The sequence below is a fragment of the Frankia sp. AvcI1 genome (assembly GCF_001420875.1).
Classification (GTDB): domain Bacteria; phylum Actinomycetota; class Actinomycetes; order Frankiales; family Frankiaceae; genus Frankia; species Frankia alni.
This window is the reverse complement of record NZ_LJFZ01000052.1, coordinates 1-16,921: the sequence shown is the minus strand read 5'-3', so window position 1 is coordinate 16,921 and position 16,921 is coordinate 1. Positions and strand designations below refer to the sequence as shown.

Genomic DNA, 16,921 nt, shown 5'->3' with positions numbered 1-16,921 from the left:
GTGCCCCGCACCGTCCAGTGCCGTCCCCTGTGCCCAGGGATTGTAGGCGGGTGCGTGCCCTATGCTGAAGATGCGGACGAGGTGGCCGGGCGGCCGCGTCGGCACCGGTTCACGCCGGTGCCGCCGAGGAAAGTCCGGGCTCCACAGGGCAGGGCGGTGGGTAACACCCACCCGGGGCGACCCGCGGGACAGTGCCACAGAAAACAGACCGCCGGTGCCGGTGACGGCGCCGGTAAGGGTGAAACGGTGCGGTAAGAGCGCACCAGCGCCCAGGGTGACCTGGGCGGCTCGGTAAACCCCGCCCGGAGCAAGGTCAGAAGGCCCGCGGCCGTAACCGGTCGCGAGCCGCGCAGGCGTTCGAGGGCTGCCCGCCCGAGTCTNCGGGTGGACCGCTGGAGGCTGTCGGCAACGGCAGCCCGAGAGAGATGGCCGCCACCGGCGAGCCGCAAGGCGACCCGGCCACAGGACCCGGCTTACAGGCCACCTCGTCCGCAGCACCCCGCCCGACCTGCGCAGATCGGGGCAGGTCCGGCGTGGCCCGGGGGCCGCGCCACGATCGCAACTCGGACGGAACCGGTTCAGTGCGGTGTGTCGCGGGACAGGTCAGCGAGCCTGTGTACGACTGCCAACAGCGTGCGGGCACGGCGACCATGCATGCCTATCGTACTCATCGTGTCACCCGCCGATGACGATGACCTGATCCGTCGTGCCGACCTGCGGGACCTGGTGGGCATCGCGCAGCTTCAGGCGATGCTCGGCCGGGTACGCGGCGAGCCGGTGTCCCGAACGCGAGCGCAGGTGATCGCCGGCATGAAGGGCTTTCCGGACCCGCTGATCAGCCACCCGTCCGCCGAGGACCCGCAGATGCGGCTGTGGCTGCGCGCCGACGTCGAGGGCTGGTTGGACACGAACCGCCCCGGCTGGCGACGGGACGTGCCGTAGCCGCGGCACCTGCCACGGGCCCGGCGCAGGCCCTGAACCCGGCGCACGTCGCGCCGGACCAGGGCAGACCGACGCGCAGGGACGTTTCCCGCGTCCGGGCCAGGGCATCGATCCACCAGCTCCGGCCGGACTCCCGGCTACGCCGGTGGGAACGGGCGCGGCCCNCGGAAGGTGAGCAGCAGGTTGTCCCGCTGCTGGCCGGCACCGGTGAGGACGGAGCCGGACGGCACGTGGTCCAGCAGGGCCTGCATCACCTCGCCGATGTCAAGGCCTGCGTCCAGGCAGAGCTCGAAGGAATCAGGGGTCCGCATCGAGTGCACGACCACCGAGNCCCGGCAGAGATTCTGCATGCCATCGCTCGGCACCGCGACCGCCGAGCCGGACACTTCGATCATGTGGGTCTCTCCCGCGCTCGAGGCCCCGATGGCGACGCGACAAACCGGACGGGGCCATCCTGTTACGTATGTCTGCCGCACGGTAGCGATCCCGTGGACGTGCGTACAGTGCGTGAGCACTGAGACCACACCCATCCCTAGTGTCCACAGCATGCCGCCACCCGAGAGCGACGAGTCGGTCCGCCGCTCCGCGCTGCATGATCTCGTCGACATCGACGAACTACGGACCCTCCTCGGGCGCACCTCGCGGCGGGGCGAACGGGTCGCCCGCAGCTATGCCGACAGCATCAGCAACTCGAAGGGCTTTCCCGACCCGCTGGTCGAGCATCCGCGGCTGCGGCTGTGGCTGCGCGCGGACGTCGAGGAGTGGCTGGACGGGCATCGCCCCGGCTGGCGGGACCCCAGCCCGCGCGCCACCGGCTGATCGCCCGCACGCCGAGCGGGATTCGTCCTCGGCACCGGGCGTCGAACCACGTCCGGCGCCCTGTCAGTCGGACGAAATGTGTGAGGCCCTCCGCATATTCGCCCGACATAGTTGGATTAGGTGGGTGCACTCACGGGGACGTGCACGCCGGATCCGGCAGCGAGCGCACCTCGTTCNCGCCCATCGACAGTGCGACGCGGGCATCGTGGCGATGCCCTGCGCGGGCAGGCCGCGATCCACCAGCTCACCGGTGACGGTGAGTCACGAGCGGAGGGCTCTATGCCGGTGAGGCCGTTGCGCGCCGTCGATCCGCGGGTGGTGGGGCCGTACCGGCTGACCGCGCGCCTGGGTAGCGGCGGCATGGGGATCGTCTACCTCGGCGAGGACGCCGCCGGCCGGCGCAGCGCGGTGAAGGTGCTGCGCGACGAACACGCCGGCGACCAGCTCTTCCTGCGCCGGTTCGCCCGGGAGGTCCGGGCCGCCGCGGCGGTCGACAGCCCCCGGGTGGCGCGGCTGGTGGACGCCGACCCGGAGGCGGAGACTCCGTGGCTCGCAACCGAGTACATCGAGGGCCCGACCCTGACGGCCGAGGTGGGACGCAACGGTCCGCTGTCGGCCGCGGCGCTGCAGACCCTCGCNGTGGAGCTGGNGATGGCCCTGGTCGCCATCCACGGCGCCGGCGTGGTGCATCGCGACCTCAAGCCCGGCAACGTGATGCTGGCCGAGGACGGCGCCAAGGTGATCGACTTCGGGATCGCGGCCGGGGTGCCCGGGACCGTCACCGTCACCGGCGTGGTCCTCGGCAGCGTCGGCTACATGGCGCCCGAACTGCTCACCACGACCGGCACGCCCGGGCCGGCCGCCGACGTCTTCTCCTGGGCCCTGACCCTGGCGTTCGCCGCCAGCGGGCGACCGCCGTTCGGGGAGGGTCCGCTCCAGGCCATGCTCCTGCGGACGTTGCACGACAACGTCCCGGTCGACGGGCTGCCCAACCGGCTCGGGAAGGTCGTCTCCAAGGCCCTCGACAAGAGGCCCGACCGCCGGCCCACCGCCCGCCAGCTCCTCGACCGCCTCCCCGCCGTCCCGCTTCCGCCGGCCGCAGCCCTCAGCCCGGCCACGACCGCGACCGCGGCCACGACGGTCACGACGGCGACCGCGGCGGCTGCGGCTGCGGCTGCGGCTGCGGCTACCAAGGCCGTTCTGCTGCCGTTGGACGCCACGACCGGCCTCGACGGCACGCAGGCGCACCCGTCGCCCGCCGGCGCCGGGTCACCGGTGGACCGCGGCCGCCGGGCCGCCCTCGCCGCCCCCGTCCTCGCCCTGCTTCCCACGCTGCGCCCCGTGCACCGCCGGGGGATCGCCGCGACGGCGACGGTCCTCGCCGCAGCGGGCGCGATCACCGCCGTCCTCGTGGCGGCGCCGGGGGAGACGGCTCGGTCCACCGCCAGCACGCCGCCCTCCCCCACCGGCGCCGCCGCGCGCCCCGCGGCGGTGACCCCCACCCCGGTCCCGCCCGCGGCCAGCTCCGCCGCGCCGAGCCCGGCATCGGTCCTCCTGGTCGGCGCGACAGCCACGCGGCCCCTGCCCCTGTCCACCGGGCCTCGGCCCACCGCAGCCGGCGCGGCCGCCGCACCGGCCGTCGAACCGGCCGTGGCCCGCGTCGTGCCCGCAGTGCGACCGCGGCCCGCCGGCACGCGCCCGAACACCACCCCGCCGCGGGGCCCGTCCGGCCGGGTCGACTCGCCGAGCACCTGCGCCGAGCCCGACGCGCGGCGGCTCCTGCCGTGGCTCGGCGCCGACGGCCGGTGCGGCCCGATCATCTTCGGGCAGCCCGAGCGCGCCGCCCGTGAGCAGGCGGGCGACCAGCACGCCAGGACGTCTCGCTCGCAGTGGCCCCGGACCAGCGGGCACGGCGGCGACGGGCACGGCGGCGGCGGACGCGGCTAGTCCGGGTCTGCGGTGGCGACGAAGCCGCTGCGGTAGGCCCACACCACCGCCTGGGTGCGGTCCCGAACGCCGAGCTTGCTCAGCACCCGCTTGAGCTGGGAGCGCACCGTCTCCGCGGACACGGTCAGCTCGGCCACCGCCTCGTCGCCGTGGCCGCCTCACCGGCGACGGTGATGCCCGGCTCGGCGTCCAGCAGCGCCCGCAGACCGCTGCGGACCAGGCCGTCGTCGTCCGCGAGGAACGCGGTGATCATGTGATGCCGTCCGGACGGGCGGGCAGCGTGGCCAGGACGCGAAAGCCGCCTCCCACCGGACCGGCGTCGAACGAGCCACCCTCCAGCCGGGCCCGTTTCCGCATGCCGACCAGACCCCGCCCCGCCACCGGCACGACGAACCCGACGCCCTCGTTGACCACCTCGATCCGGACCAGGTCCGCCGCTGGGCCGACTCGGACCCGGATCCGACCCGAGCGGGTGTGCCGCACGGCGTTCGTCAGCGCCTCCTGCACGATCCGGTACGCCGTCCGGCTGCCCGACGGCGACAGCGCGACGGGTTTGGCGCCAGGTCGACCTCCCGCCCCATCGCCCGGATCCGCTCCACGAGCGCCGGCAGGTCGTCCAGGTCAGGCGACCCGGCGACGTCCGACTCGCGCGGAGGCCGAGTGCGTATGGACGATCCGGCGAGGCGACGTCCGCGCGCATCGCCGGTGGGCGATCCGCACCTTCGCACTGACCTACGCCGCGGTGACGCTGCGGCTGTGGATGTTCGTCATGAGCGCCGTGCAGATCGGGGCGGGCACCGACCCGGAGGTGGCCTTCGACCGCGCCTACCACGTGGTCCCGTTCCTCTGCTGGGTCCCCAACCTGCTCGTCGCCCAGTGGCTGCTCACCCGCCCGGACCCGACCCCCACAGCTCGGCCGCGTTGACCTGGCCGTCGCACGACCGGCAGCCCGAGGACGCGCCNGGATGTCTGGAAATCCGGACCGCGATACCGAAGGTCTGGATCCGGCATCCGCACACCACAGCAACGCCACTGCCGGTCCGCCACGAAGACCACGTACCGGTCACCCGGAGCGAACTACGGTGGTGTAGTTCGCCACCAGTCCAAGTCCCAGCGGCGATGCCCAGGTAGGTTCGAGGGGAGGTCGATGGATGCCACGGCCGCGGCACCCGGTCAAGGAGTTGGAGGCAGTCCTCCGAAGCGGGGAAGCCCAAGGATGGAACGTCACCAAGGGTAGCGGGTACTTCCGAATGTTCTGTACGTGCGGCGATGGCCACTACAAGTGGGTGCATCTCACACCCTCGAACCCGCGGTACGAACGGAACCTACGGAGCTACTTGAGGAGCAGGACCTGCTGGAAGGAGGGCGGATCGTGAAGTACGAAGGGCTTGTCGAGCTCACAGTGACCGGCTCCATCGCCGATTTCGAGACTCACACCGACCAGCTCATGGATGCCCTGCTCACCCTCGAAGATCTCATCGACCCCGACGTGGGCGGCAACCTCGCCGAGGGTCGGATGGACATCACGATGACCATCGAGGCCGACACCATCCCCGATGCAGCCTTCAAAAGCCTCTCCGCGGTACGGACCGCAATTCACGCTGCCGGCGGCGCCACTGCGGGCTGGGAACACCTGATCCAGAAGATGACCGCAGAGGCCCGGCAGCTCGCCGACGCCTGAAGCCGGCCGGTGTCGGCGGGCTGCTCACCCGCCCGGACCCGACCCCGCCGCCCGGTCCTGTTCGACCTGAGCCGCGCCACCGAGTCCTCCCCAGTTTGTACAACTCGGGGATCAGTGTGATTCCGCTCGCCGCCGAGCCGCGCCCGCCCGGCGCTCGCGCCCTCGCCGGTCAGCCTGCCGGGGTCCCACGATCAGAGTCGGCAACCATCGCGTGATCTACCATGCCGACGACGGCCGAATCCTCATCACGATCGTCCGCGTCGCCCATCGAGGCGAGGCGTAAAGAGGCCTGGTGGGCTGCTCGTGGTCGCCGATGGGGTGTCAGCGTGACGAACACGGAACCACTCCCACACGTCCAAGCCTGATGCCAGCCCGAGCCTGGAAATCACGGTGTTCCCGCGGAGCTGTGCCTCCTGTCCGGGCTGATCCCCGGCTCGAGTCAGTCTCCACTCGGACCCGACCCGCGCCGATCAACACTCCGCCGCAACGAAGGCTGCTTACACACCGTTTACCCGCCAAGCCGTGGCAATCCTGCTAGATCAGGTCGCCAGATTCCTCCGGCCACCAGCTTCGTGTTCGACGATGACGCGGCCGACTCCTCCCCGTGGGCCGCCTGGCCGGTCGCACACCCGACCAGGACCAGGACGGTCAGCTCATCGGGCCGGCCCTTCTCACGGCGCGCCCCCGCATCGGCGAACAGTTCCGCCCGGGACGGGCCTTAGACCACCTTCCCGGGCCCTGCGCAAGTCCCGCCATCCNCCAGCCGGCCGGCACGCTCCTCGAGCCGGCCACCGAACCGGAATGGCTCGTCCGGCGTCTCCTCGCACGGCTCGTGACCCTGCCGTGCGACCCGACCGCCTTTCGACCCTGGGAAACCACCGTTGACCGCGCACGGGTCAGTCACGACGGACGCGAACTGCGGTTGTGTGTCTCCACCGACCGCGGCGAGGTCCCGGCCGGCGTCGACGTCGTGGAATTCGGCGACCGGGTCGAGGTGCGCGTCCGCGTCGGCATCGACCGGCAACAGCCGCCACAACCGATCCGTATCAGGAAGGTGCCCGATACCGCGCACGGTCGCGACGCCCGCCACGGTGGGGTTGCACGGCGATGGTGGATCGGCGTCGCCCTCACCCGCCCCCTCGCCGACCGCACCGTCCACGACGTCGGCACCCGCGATCGGGCCGCCTGGTGGGCTGCCCGTCTTGCCTGGCAGGAAGCCCACTGAGCCCGTGTGGAATCCCGGCCGCCCACGTCACGCCTGCGATTCGTGGCTGCGCAGACCTGTCGGCTCACAGACAGTACCTACGCGAATGTGGTGACACTGCTACTTTGGGTGACGATGTCTATCGAGCGGCCGGCGACGAGTCCCGAGCAGTCGCCGGCGCCGGACCAGTCCGGAGAGTCGCGCGTCGACCGCCCCCCGGAGCCCACTGGACGGTCGAGCATCGAGACAAAGGTGGATGCCCTCGAACGTCGCGCACTGTCGGATGACCGGCCACGGCCGCCCGAGCGCCGGACGGCAGTCGCACCCGACGCCCCCCTCTCGCCGATGGAACGCAAGCTGGCGCTGCTCGACAGCGCCGCGCCCCGCGATCCGGTCGGNGATGCGAGCCTGGACACGGCAGCCAGGAAGCGAGACGGCTCCGACGGACCGGAGAGGCTCGGTTGGAAGCTGACCCGCATCTGGCGGGACAGCCTGCCGACCACCGACGGACGGGCCTTCTACGAGAAGTCCGACGTGGAGATGCGCACAACCGCCGCGGAAGCTAGACCGGCCCCGGGGCAGTACACCGCCGACCTGCACGNCACCCCCTCGGAATTCCGGGTCGGCCGGACACGACTCGACGCCCGGCAGCTCAGCGCGCTCATCCGCGCGGACGAGAACTGGCGCGGCCGACCGGTGCGGCTGGTGTCCTGCGAGACTGGACAGGGCGACGACCCCGTCGCCCAGAAGGTCGCCGACGAACTCGGCGTCACCGTGACCGCACCGACCGAACTCGCCTTCAACGACGAGAGAGGTAATGTCGTCACAACGTCAAGGCGACGGAACGAGTTCGGAATCCTGGTGGCAACCCGACCACACGACGGCCATTGGATCGATTTCCACCCGACAACCAAAGGTGATGGCAATGCCCCAGATTATCGGTGATCTGAAGGTGGCCAAGGTCTTCGATGGCACAACGGANGGCACCCCCTTCATAACCGACCGCCCAGAGCTGCCCCCCGGTCGCGAACGCAGCGAGGTTCTGGCCTATCTGCGACACGCGGCAGTCATCCTACGGGCCGCNGGCCTCGACGTCGACCAGNTCGACCCGGCCCGACCGCGGCAGGTGCCCATGGCACTCCTGACGGATGGACTCTGGATCTGGGACGCCTCCGTCGCCTACTATCTGGAAGCGCACGATCTTCCACCCGAACCAGAGTTTCTCGAATATCTCCGCGGCCGGAACTTCACGTACGTGGCGCCCACGAAAGAACAGATTACGGCAGCGGCCGACGCACTCCGATCGCAGTAATTACGGACTGAAAGCGGGACGGTGATGGGGTGGGCGCAGGGAGACGTCTGGAGGTGTCGATCGACCCTCCGCCGTGGTTCNTGACCTGGTCGTTCACCGCGACCGACGGCGGACCGGCGCTGATCCAGGCAGAGGCGTTTCTCACCTCCAATCAGATTCCTCCGGCCACCAGCTTCGTGTTCGACGAAGACGCGGCCGACTCCTCCTCATGGGCCGTCTGGCCGGTCGCACTCGGTCAGGAAAAGCTCGATCAGCCCACCGGGCCGCCGCTTCTCACCGCACGCCCGCAGATAGCCGAACAGTTCCGCCCGGGACGGGTCTTCGTCCATCTCCCCTCGCCCAACGAAGATCCCACCATCCGCCAGCCGGGCGNCACGCTCCTCGAGCCGGCCATCGCACCGGAATGGCTCATCCGGCGTCTCCTCGCGCGGCTCGCCACCCTCCCGTGCGACCCGACCGCCTCTCAACCCTGGGAGACTACCGTCGACCGCGCACGGGTCAGTCACGACGGACGCGAACTCCGGTTGTGCGTCGCCACGGACCGCGGCGAGATCCCGGCCGGCGTCGACGTCGCGGAATTCGGCGACCGGGTCGAGGTACGCGTCCGCGTCGGCATCGACCGGCAACAGCCGCCACGACCGATCCGTATCAGGAAGGTGCCTGGTACGGCTCACGGCCGGAGCGCCCGCCACGGTGGAGTTCAACGGCGATGGTGGATCGGCGTCGCCCTCGCCCGACCCCTCGCCGACCGCCCCGTCTCTGACGTCGGCACCCGCGATCGGGCTGCCTGGTGGGCTGCCCGCCTGGCCTGGCAGGCAGCCCAGTGACAGACCTGCGGTGACTATTCGCCGTAGGTGGTCAGGTTGGCGGAGTGGTGGGTGTCGTTGAAGCCGCGCAGCACGGCGGGGCCGTCGGAGTACCAGTCGATCGTGGTCAGCGAGACCAGGTCCAGGTGCAGGCGGTACAGGACGGTCGGCTCCGCGGCCAGCGCGAGCTGGGTGAGGCCCTTGATCGGCGTGACGTGCGAGACGACGAGGACCCGCTTGCCGGGCTGCTCGGCGAGCAGCCGGTCGCGGACCCGGGCCACCCGGGTCACGGTCGAGATCAGGCTCTCCCCGCCGGGCGGCGGGACGTTCGGGTCGGCGAGCCAGGCGTTGAGCTCGTCGGGGAAGCGTTCGCGCACCTCGCCGAAGGTCATCCCCTCCCAGGCGCCGAAGCTGGTCTCCCGCAGGTCGTCGTCGACGACGTAGTCGCGGCCCAGCGCCTCGGCGGTCTGNCGGGCGCGCTTGAGCGGCGAGCTGACGATCAGGTCGAACGGCTCGTCACGCANCCGGTCGGCGACCGCGGCGGCCTGACTCATCCCCAGGTCGGTCAGCGACGCCTCCACCGTCCCGCTGAACCGCTTGTCCACCGACAGCGGTGTCTGGCCGTGGCGCAGCAGCACCGTCGTCGTCGGTGGGGCGGGCGGGGCCATCCAGCCGGAGAGGCGGTTGGTGGTGGGGGCTCGGTGCGGCGCCGGATCCGGTGACTGCGGGACCGACGGCTCCCAGCTGCGCCCGGCCGCGGCGGCGTCCATCGCCTCGTTGGCGAGGCGGTCCGCATCGGCGTTGCGGGCGCGGGGCACCCACTGGTAGCGCACGGCGGGGAAGGTGCGGGCGAGTGCGGCGGCCTCGTCGGCCAGGGGGCGCATCGCCGGGTGCTTGACCTTCCAGCGGCCGCTCATCTGCTCGACGACGAGCTTGGAGTCCAGCCGGGCCTCCACCTCGGCGTCCGGGGCGATCTCGGCGGCGGCCCGCAGCCCGGCGATGAGACCCGAATACTCGGCGACGTTGTTCGTGGCATGGCCGATCGACGCGGCCCGCTCGGCGAGCACCGCCCCGTCCGCGGCGTCACGGACCACGGCGCCGTAGCCGGCCGGGCCCGGATTGCCCCGGGATCCGCCGTCGGCCTCGACGACCAGCCTGCGCACCGTGCTCATCTGCCGCTCCCCTCGCCCTGACCGCCTCGCGCCCAGCCCGAACCGCACTGCCCGACCCGACCTGCCCGAACCGACCTGCCGCTACAGCCCCGACTCGGGGGTACGGACCAGGATGCGCCGACATTCCTCGCACCGCACGACCTCGTCGACGGGTGCCGCGGCGACCGCCCGCAGATCGCCGCCGGAGAGCTCGAGATGGCAGCCCTGGCAGCGCCGGCGCAGCAACGGTGCCGCGCCGACCCCGCCGGAGGACGCCCGGATCCGCTCGTACAACGTCACGAGCGCCTCGGGCAGCGTCGGGGCGAGGGCCTGGCGGTCCTGACGCATTCGGGCGGACTCGGTGTCGATCTCGGCGTACGCCTTGTCGCGGGCGGTGATCGCGGCGTCGATCTCCGCCTGCAGGTCGGCGCGGCGCTGGTCGAGGGCCGCAAGCCGTCCCTCCAGGCCCTCGACGGCCTCCATCTTCTCCAGCGCGTCGTCCTCGAGAACACCCTGGCGGCGGGCCAGGGAGGCCAGCTCCGCCTGAAGGTTCTCCAGCTCGCGGGAGTTCGTCACCGCTCCGGACTCCAGCCGCTGCGAGTCGCGGGCGGAGCGGGTCCGGACGAGCTCGATCTCGTTCTCCAGCTTGCGCTGGGCGCGGGTGACGTCCCCCAGCTCGGTGCGCACCTCGACGACATCGTCGTCGATGGTGCCCAGGGCGGCGGTGCGTTCGGTGATGACGGCGAGTTCGGGCAGCCCGCGGCGGCGGGCGGCCAGCCGGTCGAGGCCGGCGTCGAGGGCCTGCAGGTCAAGCAGGCGGAGCTGGATTGCTGGGTCGGCCTTCATGGACTCCTCACCGGTATGTCCTTCATCGGCGTCGGCCGCGATCGACGACGCCCTTGCCGGTACCGCGCCGCCCGGCCCGCGAGCCGAGCGGTCGGCGGGACCCGGGACGGACCCGGCCCGGCGAGCCGGGCATCCGCCTGCGACGCCGGCTACCGGGACGGAACGTGCAACCGCCAGGGATCGGTCACGATAGCGGACACCGATGCACTCACCGTACGTCCCCGGGTCCGCAGACCGGCCTCCAGACGCGCGGCGGCGTGCGCGAGCCACGGCCACTCGCTCGCCCAGTGGGCGACGTCGACGACGGCGATCGGATGCTCCCCCACCGTGTCGAGCACGTGGTGATGCCGCCCGTCCGCGGTGACCAGCACGTCCGCGCCGGCGGCCCGCGCGGCGCCGGCCAGTTCCCCGCCGGAGCCCCCACAGACCGCGACCCGGCGCACGAGCCGGTCCGCGGCCCCGGTCGCGCGCACCCCGCCGGCCGTCGCGGGCAGCGCCCGGGCGACGCGGGCGCAGAAACGCTCGAGCGGCTCGGGCTCGGGCAGCTCGCCGATGCGCCCCAGCCCCCGGCACACCGGCGCCGCCGCGCCCTCCCCGGCCGGCTCGACTCCGGCCGGCTCCGCTCCGGCCGGCTCGACTCCGGGCGCCTGCGCTTCGGGCGCCTGCGCTTCGGGCGCCTGCGCTCCATCCAGCTGAGCGTCGGCCGGCTGTGCCGGGTCCAGCGGGCCGACCTGGCGCAGCCCGAGGGCCGCGGCCAGCGCGTCGCTGACTCCGGGGTCGGCGACGTCGGCATTGGTGTGCGCCGTGTACAACGCCACCCCGGCGCGGATGAGAGTGGCGACGACCCGCCCGCCGGATCCGGTCTCGGCCACCCCGTGGATCCCGCGCAGGAACAGGGGATGGTGAGTGACGAGCAACTGAGCGCCGGCCGCCGCCTCGACGGCCACCTCGACGGTGGGATCGACGGCGAACAGCACCGTGGTGACGGGGGCCTCAGGGTCGCCGACCGCCAGGCCCACCGCGTCCCACGACTGCGCCCAGGCCGGCGGGAACGCCTCCTCCAGCACGGCCACGCAGTCACCGACCGTCGCCACCCTAGTGCTCACCACGGTGACCCTACCCGCACGGTCGCGGGCGTCTGTCAGCCGGTCACGCTGCCCGCCGAGGTGACGAGGTCCCGCACGCGACGCACCCTTCGCCCCGTAACGTCACCTCTGGCAACGCACCTGCGCAGGGGTGGCGAGCCACGAGGAAGGGGAACTCGTCATGGCGGACGTTTCGGTGCGATTCCAGGTCGCGGGGGATTCGGAGATCGTGCTGAACCTCTCGACCCCCCAGGCCGTCCGCCTCGTCGAGGCCATCATGCGCAAGGTCGCCGACGCGATGGCCGCCTCTGCGGGGGGTGGTTCCGGACTGGGCGGTCCCGCGATGGGTGGGCCGGACCGGTCGGCCGTCGGCTCCGGCTGGCCGGACGTCAACNCCGGGCAGAACTCCTTCCCCCCCGAGCGTTGACCCCACTCCCAGCGTCGACCCCACTCGGGACGTCGACCGCACTCCGGACGTCGACCGCATCCCGAGCGTCGAGCGCATTCCGAGCGTTGGCCGCATCCCGAGCGTTGGCCGCACCCCGAGGGTCCGAGCCCGCCTGAGGGGCTCGCCGCAGACCGCCGGGGCCGCTCGTCCGTCCGAGGGACCTGGGCCGCCCGCCGGCGGTCTGCCGGCCTGCCGGCCCCCGGGCGACGCCGCAGGGACGGCCGGCTCCGATCGTCCGGTCACGCCGGCAGGCACCCGGACCGGAATGCCACCCGGCCGCATGCGGACAAACCGGGTCGTATAAGACGGACCGGTACTCCCGGCGCTTGCTTCCGTAAAAGCCGACACAACAAAGCCGCAACACGATACAACTCCGCACAGCCATTCCTCACCGAAGGGAAAATGATCACGCATGGCGGGGGACGTACCGGTCGACGAACGCGCCCTGATCACCCCGGCCGACGCGGCGACCACCCGTTCGCTGCGGGCCGCTCCCGCGAGGACCGACGCGGGGGACCCGGCCACGGGCGGCGACGCGGCGACCGACGGCACCACGCCCGCCCGGCCCACCGGCGCCGACGGCGGCGAACGGACCCTGCACCGCTACGGCCGGGTCCAGGTACTCGGCCGGCCGCGGGACGACGCACCCGACGGGCCGCGGCTGCTCGCGGCCCGCGCCGGCGCGGGCCTGCTGCCCCCGGCCGACGGCAGCGTCGTGTCGACCACGGGCGTCTCCCCCGGCCTGAACCGGGCCGAGACGCTGGGTCTGGACGCCTTCCGGCTGCGCGCCAGCGCCGCCTACCGCCGACTGAAGCAGGATCGCCCGCGCGACGGCCATGCGTGGGACATGGATCGCCCCTGCACCGACGTCCCGCCGCCGCGGGGGTCCACCGGGCCGGGCCCGGACCGCCCGGGGCCGCGCGCCGTGGCCAACGGCCAGTCGCTCCTGCAGAGCCCGCTGATGACGCTGACCGCCGCGGGCGCCGCGGACGCCACCGGCGACAGCGGCCCCGCCGCGGGCCTCGCGGCCAACACCGCCGGCTCCCCGACCAGCTCGAAGCTGGAGGGCTCCGTCGCCATCGGGCTGATCCTCGTCGAGGGGCCGACCGCCGACCTGCAGTTCGCGGCGGCCGAGCGGACCAAGGTCGTGGCCGAGGTGCAGAACGGGCTGTCCTGGTACGCCACCACGAACCCGGCGGCCGACCTCACGTTCTCCTACGACATCCAGCTCGTGCGCCTGTCCGTGCCGGCGGACCCGAAGGCGAACGATCTGGAGGCCCTGTGGCGGGACCCGGCGATGAGCCGGCTCGGTTACGCGGCCACCTTCGACGGCGTCTACGACTACGTCGACGCGCTGCGCGCCCGGCTCGGCACCCGGTGGGCCTACTGCGCGTTCTTCACCAAGTACCCGCTGGGCTACTTCGCCTACTCGTCGGTCGGNGGGCCTCGGATCGTCATGTCCTACGCCAACGACGGTTGGGGTCCCGACAACATCGACCGCGTCTTCACCCACGAGACCGGGCACATCTTCGGTGCCCCGGACGAGTATGGCGGCGCGGGCTGCGACTGCGGCGGCGCGTGGGGGGCGTTCGGCGTCCCGAACGGCAACTGCGACACCTGCGCGCCCGCGCCGGCGGACTGCCTGATGCGCTCCAACAGCTTCGCGCTGTGCCGCTACACCCCCGGCCAGATCGGCTGGGGCCACGGCGTCGGCGGCAACCCGGCGCTGGTCCAGTCGAAGGGGCTGGNCCGCACCGGCAACTTCGACGCCGTCGTGCCGTCGGCGTTCGCGGGGATCACCCACGTGTGGCGGGACAACGACGCCACCGGCTTCCCCTGGCGCGACCCGTGNCAGACCGCGCAGTCCCTCGGCCGCGTCGACGCCCTCACGATGGTCCAGAGCACCCTGGCCAACCCCGGGCCGCTGGAGGTCGCCGTCCGGGTCGGCTCGACGCTGTCCTTCCTGTGGCGCGACAGCACCGGGGCGTTCGCCTGGCACGACCCCAAGCAGCTCACCCAGGGCGTCGGCGGGGTGCCGTCGCTCGTCCAGAGCCGGCTGGGGACGAAGGGCAACTTCGAGCTGCTCATCCCCGCCGCGGACGTCGGCATCCTGCACCTGTGGCGCAACCACGACGTCTACGGCTACCCCTGGAGCGCGCCGAAGCTGTTCGGCGCGAACCTGGGCCGGGTCGACGCGGTCAGCCTCATCCACGGCACCCTCGGCGGCGGTGCGGGCATGCTCGAGGCCGTGGCCCGGGTCGGCAGCCGGCTGGTGCACCTGACTCGGGACAACACCGCGGTGTGGCGGACCGGACCGGTCTTCGGCGAGGGGGTCGCGGGCAACCCGGCGCTGATCCAGAGCTCCTTCGCCGACGGGGCGCGCAACTTCGAGGTGGTCGTCCCCGCCGCCGGCGGCGGGCTCATCCACTACTACCGCAACAACGGCGCGCCCACGCCGTTCTGGAGCGGCCCGCGCCCGTTCGCCGCCACCCTGGGCACCGTCGACGCCGTCTCGATGATCCAGAGCAACTTCGACGGCCACCTGGAGGTCCTCGCCCGCGTCGGCGACGAGCTGCACATGGTGTGGCGTACCTCCGGAGCCGGGGCAACCTGGTCGACCCCGCGCCGCGTGTTCTAGGCCGTACGCCCACCGGTGCGCGGCTTCGCAGAGTCCGAATGACCTGTCACGTCGTCGCGGTGGCAGGTTGCCGGCGGGGACAGGGGCGACCTAGTCGGCCGCGCAGTCGGCTGGTGGTGGGTCGGCAGGTGGTGGGTCGGCCGCCGGTGGTGGATCAGCCACCGGCGGCGGGTCGGGCGGTGAGGCGCCGGGGGCGTCCCAGGGGCGTCCCTCGGCTGGCCGGTCCTTGGCGATGCGGCGGGCCAACCAGCCGTCGACGAACAGGGCCTCGGCGGGGCTGAGGGNCTCGCGCAGCGCCGGGGGCACCCCGTCGACGAAGACACCGCGCACGCCCGCGCGGGCCGCCAGCTCCGCCGCCCGCGACACGGGCACCGCCAGCAGTGCCAGCCGCGGCGGNAGCGCCGAGGTCACCCGTCCGAACTCGGCCAGCGCGCTCAGCGCGCTCAGCGGGCCCTCGGTGCGGCCCGCTCCTTCGAGGACGACCAGCAGCTCCGGTTCGGTTCCCCACACCGGCCCATTCTCGCCCGAATGCGCCACGAAGGAGGACCCCGGGCCCGGTGGCGCCACCCCGCGCGGACCACGGACGGCGCCGACACGCCCCCGTTCGGCGAGAATCACAGGGGTCGGCCGATGGACACCGCGGCCGGCGCGGGACAAGGTTGGGTCGAACGCCCGTCTTCCGGCACAGGGACCCGCCGCGGTGCGTCACCCCGGCGGCCGGTGGGCCGAGCCCGACCGGTGGCGGCTCGGGCGAGGGCACGGCACGCTCGGGCAAGGGCACGGCACGCTCGGGCAAGGGCAGGGTCCCGCACGGGCCGGGGCGGAATCCGGATGGGCCAGAAGGAGAGGGGCACCGGCGATGAGCGCGCGACTCCCGCTGTTCCCGCTCGGAACCGTCCTGCTTCCCGGGCTCGTGCTGCCGCTGGAGATCTTCGAGGAGCGGTACCGGGCGCTGGTCCGGGAGCTGCTCGCCCAGCCCGCCGACGAGGCGCGCAGCTTCGGGGTCGTGGCCATTCGGCGGGGCCGCGAGACGGGGCCGGCGCTGCCGGCGATCCACGAGGTCGGCTGCACGGCCGTGCTGCGGCGGGTGCAGGAGCATCCCGACGGCCGGTTCTCCCTGATCACCGTCGGCGGGCAGCGGTTCCGCATCGGCACGGTGGACCAGCACAGCGCGCCCTATCTGGTGGGGGAGGTCGAGTTCCTGCCCGACGAGGTCGGTGACGCCGAGGGGGCCCGCGAGTCCGTCGCGCCGGTGCAGCGGCTGATGCGCGCCTACGCCGAGCGGCTGGCCGCCACCGGCACGGTGCAGATCTCCCTGCCGGACCTGCCCGACGATCCCGTCGCCCTGTCCTACGTGATCGCCGCGGCGGCCGTCACCGATCTCACCGAGCGCCAGGGCCTGCTTGCGGCGGCCGACGCGGCCACCCGGCTGCGCGTCGAGCGGGCACTGCTGCACCGGGAGGTCGGCCTGCTCCAGAAGATCACCACGATCGGGTCCAGCGAGCTGCGCCGGGTGGACCCGAGCCCCAACTGAGCCGCGGCCGGCGGGCACGGCGCCCATTGCGGCACGGCGCCCGGTGCGGGAGGTCGGTCACCGCTGCCGGCCCGACAACCGTCCTCAGCCTCGGGTGTCAGCCTCCGGTGTCTCCGCGCGCCGGGACCTGGCGGGCGGTGACGTCCCCCGGACTCTGCGGCCCCGAGCTGCCGCCCACAGGTCCGGACTCGGCGCCGCCGGGACCGGGGGCGGCGCCGCCGGGACCGGGGGCGGCGCCGCCGGGACCGGGGGCGGCGCCGCCGGGACCGGGGGCGGGCGGCCGCTCGTCGCGCGGAGCCCGGCGGGGGCGGGAGGTCGCCCACAGGCCGATCGCGAAGACGCCCAGGGCGACCACCGGCATCACCAGGTAGAGCCCGTGCGCGCGGACGCGCAGGTCGACCAGGTCGACCAACACCGGCGAGGCGTTGGCCGGCAGGCTGTGGAGCAGGTCCGGGGAACGGCGGAGATGACCGATCCAGCCGGCGATCAGCGCGCCACCGAGACCCCC

Annotated in this window: 12 protein-coding genes, 1 other RNA gene and 8 pseudogenes; 12 read left to right on the top strand and 9 right to left on the bottom strand. The window is 73.1% G+C overall.

What is annotated here, in order from left to right:
* The first annotated feature begins 77 nt into the window (after positions 1 to 77).
* From rnpB to UK94_RS30855, 5 genes and pseudogenes are all read left to right on the top strand, one after another.
* An RNA gene (gene rnpB / locus UK94_RS30930) (RNase P RNA component class A) lies at positions 78 to 492 on the top strand.
* A 162-nt stretch (positions 493 to 654) separates the two neighbouring features.
* Positions 655 to 942 carry a hypothetical protein gene (locus UK94_RS30870; protein ID WP_063822624.1) on the top strand — a complete coding sequence of 96 codons (288 nt, stop codon included), beginning with the start codon at positions 655 to 657 and terminating at the stop codon, positions 940 to 942.
* Between the two features lie 546 nt (positions 943 to 1,488).
* The gene (locus UK94_RS30860; RefSeq protein WP_041939084.1) at positions 1,489 to 1,761 is read left to right on the top strand and encodes a hypothetical protein; all 273 of its coding nucleotides are present in this window, start codon (positions 1,489 to 1,491) and stop codon (positions 1,759 to 1,761) included.
* 279 nt (positions 1,762 to 2,040) lie between these two features.
* Positions 2,041 to 2,399: pseudogene (locus UK94_RS71405) on the top strand (serine/threonine protein kinase); the annotation flags it as partial.
* Between the two features lie 12 nt (positions 2,400 to 2,411).
* Positions 2,412 to 3,708: serine/threonine-protein kinase (locus UK94_RS30855; RefSeq protein ID WP_235490802.1), on the top strand; the 1,297-nt coding region annotated here is incomplete at its 5' end.
* Here UK94_RS30855 and UK94_RS33315 read toward each other — a convergent pair.
* The 3 genes from UK94_RS33315 to UK94_RS33310 are packed head-to-tail and all read right to left on the bottom strand — an operon-like array spanning position 3,705 to position 4,215.
* Positions 3,705 to 3,845 (bottom strand): LuxR C-terminal-related transcriptional regulator, encoded by a 141-nt coding sequence (locus UK94_RS33315; RefSeq protein WP_011603399.1) that lies wholly within the window; start codon positions 3,843 to 3,845, stop codon positions 3,705 to 3,707. The two genes, UK94_RS30855 and UK94_RS33315, sit on opposite strands and share 4 nt — an antisense overlap.
* On the bottom strand, positions 3,833 to 3,961 hold the full coding sequence (locus UK94_RS75585; RefSeq protein ID WP_256789444.1) for a hypothetical protein: 129 nt from the start codon (positions 3,959 to 3,961) through the stop codon (positions 3,833 to 3,835). The genes UK94_RS33315 and UK94_RS75585 overlap by 13 nt, the downstream gene beginning before the upstream one ends.
* Positions 3,958 to 4,215, bottom strand: a complete 258-nt coding sequence (locus UK94_RS33310; RefSeq protein ID WP_011603398.1) for a two-component system sensor kinase — start codon at positions 4,213 to 4,215, stop codon at positions 3,958 to 3,960. The genes UK94_RS75585 and UK94_RS33310 overlap by 4 nt, the downstream gene beginning before the upstream one ends.
* On the opposite strand from UK94_RS33310, the gene UK94_RS71400 reads away from it, so the two are divergent.
* Together UK94_RS71400 and UK94_RS30845 are read left to right on the top strand one after the other, a co-directional pair.
* Positions 4,181 to 4,633, top strand: a complete 453-nt coding sequence (locus UK94_RS71400) for a DUF2306 domain-containing protein (protein WP_231861596.1) — start codon at positions 4,181 to 4,183, stop codon at positions 4,631 to 4,633. The two genes, UK94_RS33310 and UK94_RS71400, sit on opposite strands and share 35 nt — an antisense overlap.
* Positions 4,634 to 5,080: 447 nt before the next feature.
* The gene (locus UK94_RS30845; RefSeq protein WP_011603395.1) at positions 5,081 to 5,389 is read left to right on the top strand and encodes a hypothetical protein; all 309 of its coding nucleotides are present in this window, start codon (positions 5,081 to 5,083) and stop codon (positions 5,387 to 5,389) included.
* Between the two features lie 3,357 nt (positions 5,390 to 8,746).
* Here the strand turns inward: UK94_RS30845 and UK94_RS71395 are convergent.
* The 5 genes and pseudogenes from UK94_RS71395 to UK94_RS30810 all read right to left on the bottom strand — a co-directional run.
* Positions 8,747 to 9,181: pseudogene (locus UK94_RS71395) on the bottom strand (histidine phosphatase family protein); the annotation flags it as partial.
* Between the two features lies 1 nt (position 9,182).
* Positions 9,183 to 9,234 (bottom strand): annotated as a pseudogene (locus tag UK94_RS71390) (hypothetical protein); the annotation flags it as partial.
* A 1-nt stretch (position 9,235) separates the two neighbouring features.
* Positions 9,236 to 9,883 (bottom strand): reverse transcriptase-like protein (locus UK94_RS71385; protein WP_235490800.1); only part of this gene is annotated, 648 nt, incomplete at its 3' end.
* 81 nt (positions 9,884 to 9,964) lie between these two features.
* Positions 9,965 to 10,708, bottom strand: a complete 744-nt coding sequence (locus UK94_RS30815) for a C4-type zinc ribbon domain-containing protein (RefSeq protein WP_011603389.1) — start codon at positions 10,706 to 10,708, stop codon at positions 9,965 to 9,967.
* 149 nt (positions 10,709 to 10,857) lie between these two features.
* Positions 10,858 to 11,817, bottom strand: coding sequence for a Nif3-like dinuclear metal center hexameric protein (locus UK94_RS30810; RefSeq protein ID WP_200912951.1), 960 nt, complete (start codon positions 11,815 to 11,817; stop codon positions 10,858 to 10,860).
* Between the two features lie 157 nt (positions 11,818 to 11,974).
* On the opposite strand from UK94_RS30810, the pseudogene UK94_RS30805 reads away from it, so the two are divergent.
* The 5 genes and pseudogenes from UK94_RS30805 to UK94_RS30790 form a co-directional block, all read left to right on the top strand.
* A pseudogene (locus tag UK94_RS30805) lies at positions 11,975 to 12,187 on the top strand (hypothetical protein); the annotation flags it as partial.
* Between the two features lie 466 nt (positions 12,188 to 12,653).
* Positions 12,654 to 13,681 (top strand): annotated as a pseudogene (locus UK94_RS71380) (hypothetical protein); the annotation flags it as partial.
* Position 13,682: 1 nt separating this feature from the next.
* Positions 13,683 to 13,989, top strand: a pseudogene (locus UK94_RS71375) (hypothetical protein); the annotation flags it as partial.
* A gap of 104 nt (positions 13,990 to 14,093) precedes the next feature.
* Positions 14,094 to 14,879: pseudogene (locus UK94_RS71370) on the top strand (hypothetical protein); the annotation flags it as partial.
* Positions 14,880 to 15,738: 859 nt separating this feature from the next.
* Positions 15,739 to 16,413, top strand: coding sequence for an LON peptidase substrate-binding domain-containing protein (locus tag UK94_RS30790; RefSeq protein WP_011603384.1), 675 nt, complete (start codon positions 15,739 to 15,741; stop codon positions 16,411 to 16,413).
* Between the two features lie 97 nt (positions 16,414 to 16,510).
* On the opposite strand, the pseudogene UK94_RS30785 reads toward UK94_RS30790, so the two are convergent.
* A pseudogene (locus UK94_RS30785) lies at positions 16,511 to 16,921 on the bottom strand (hypothetical protein); the annotation flags it as partial.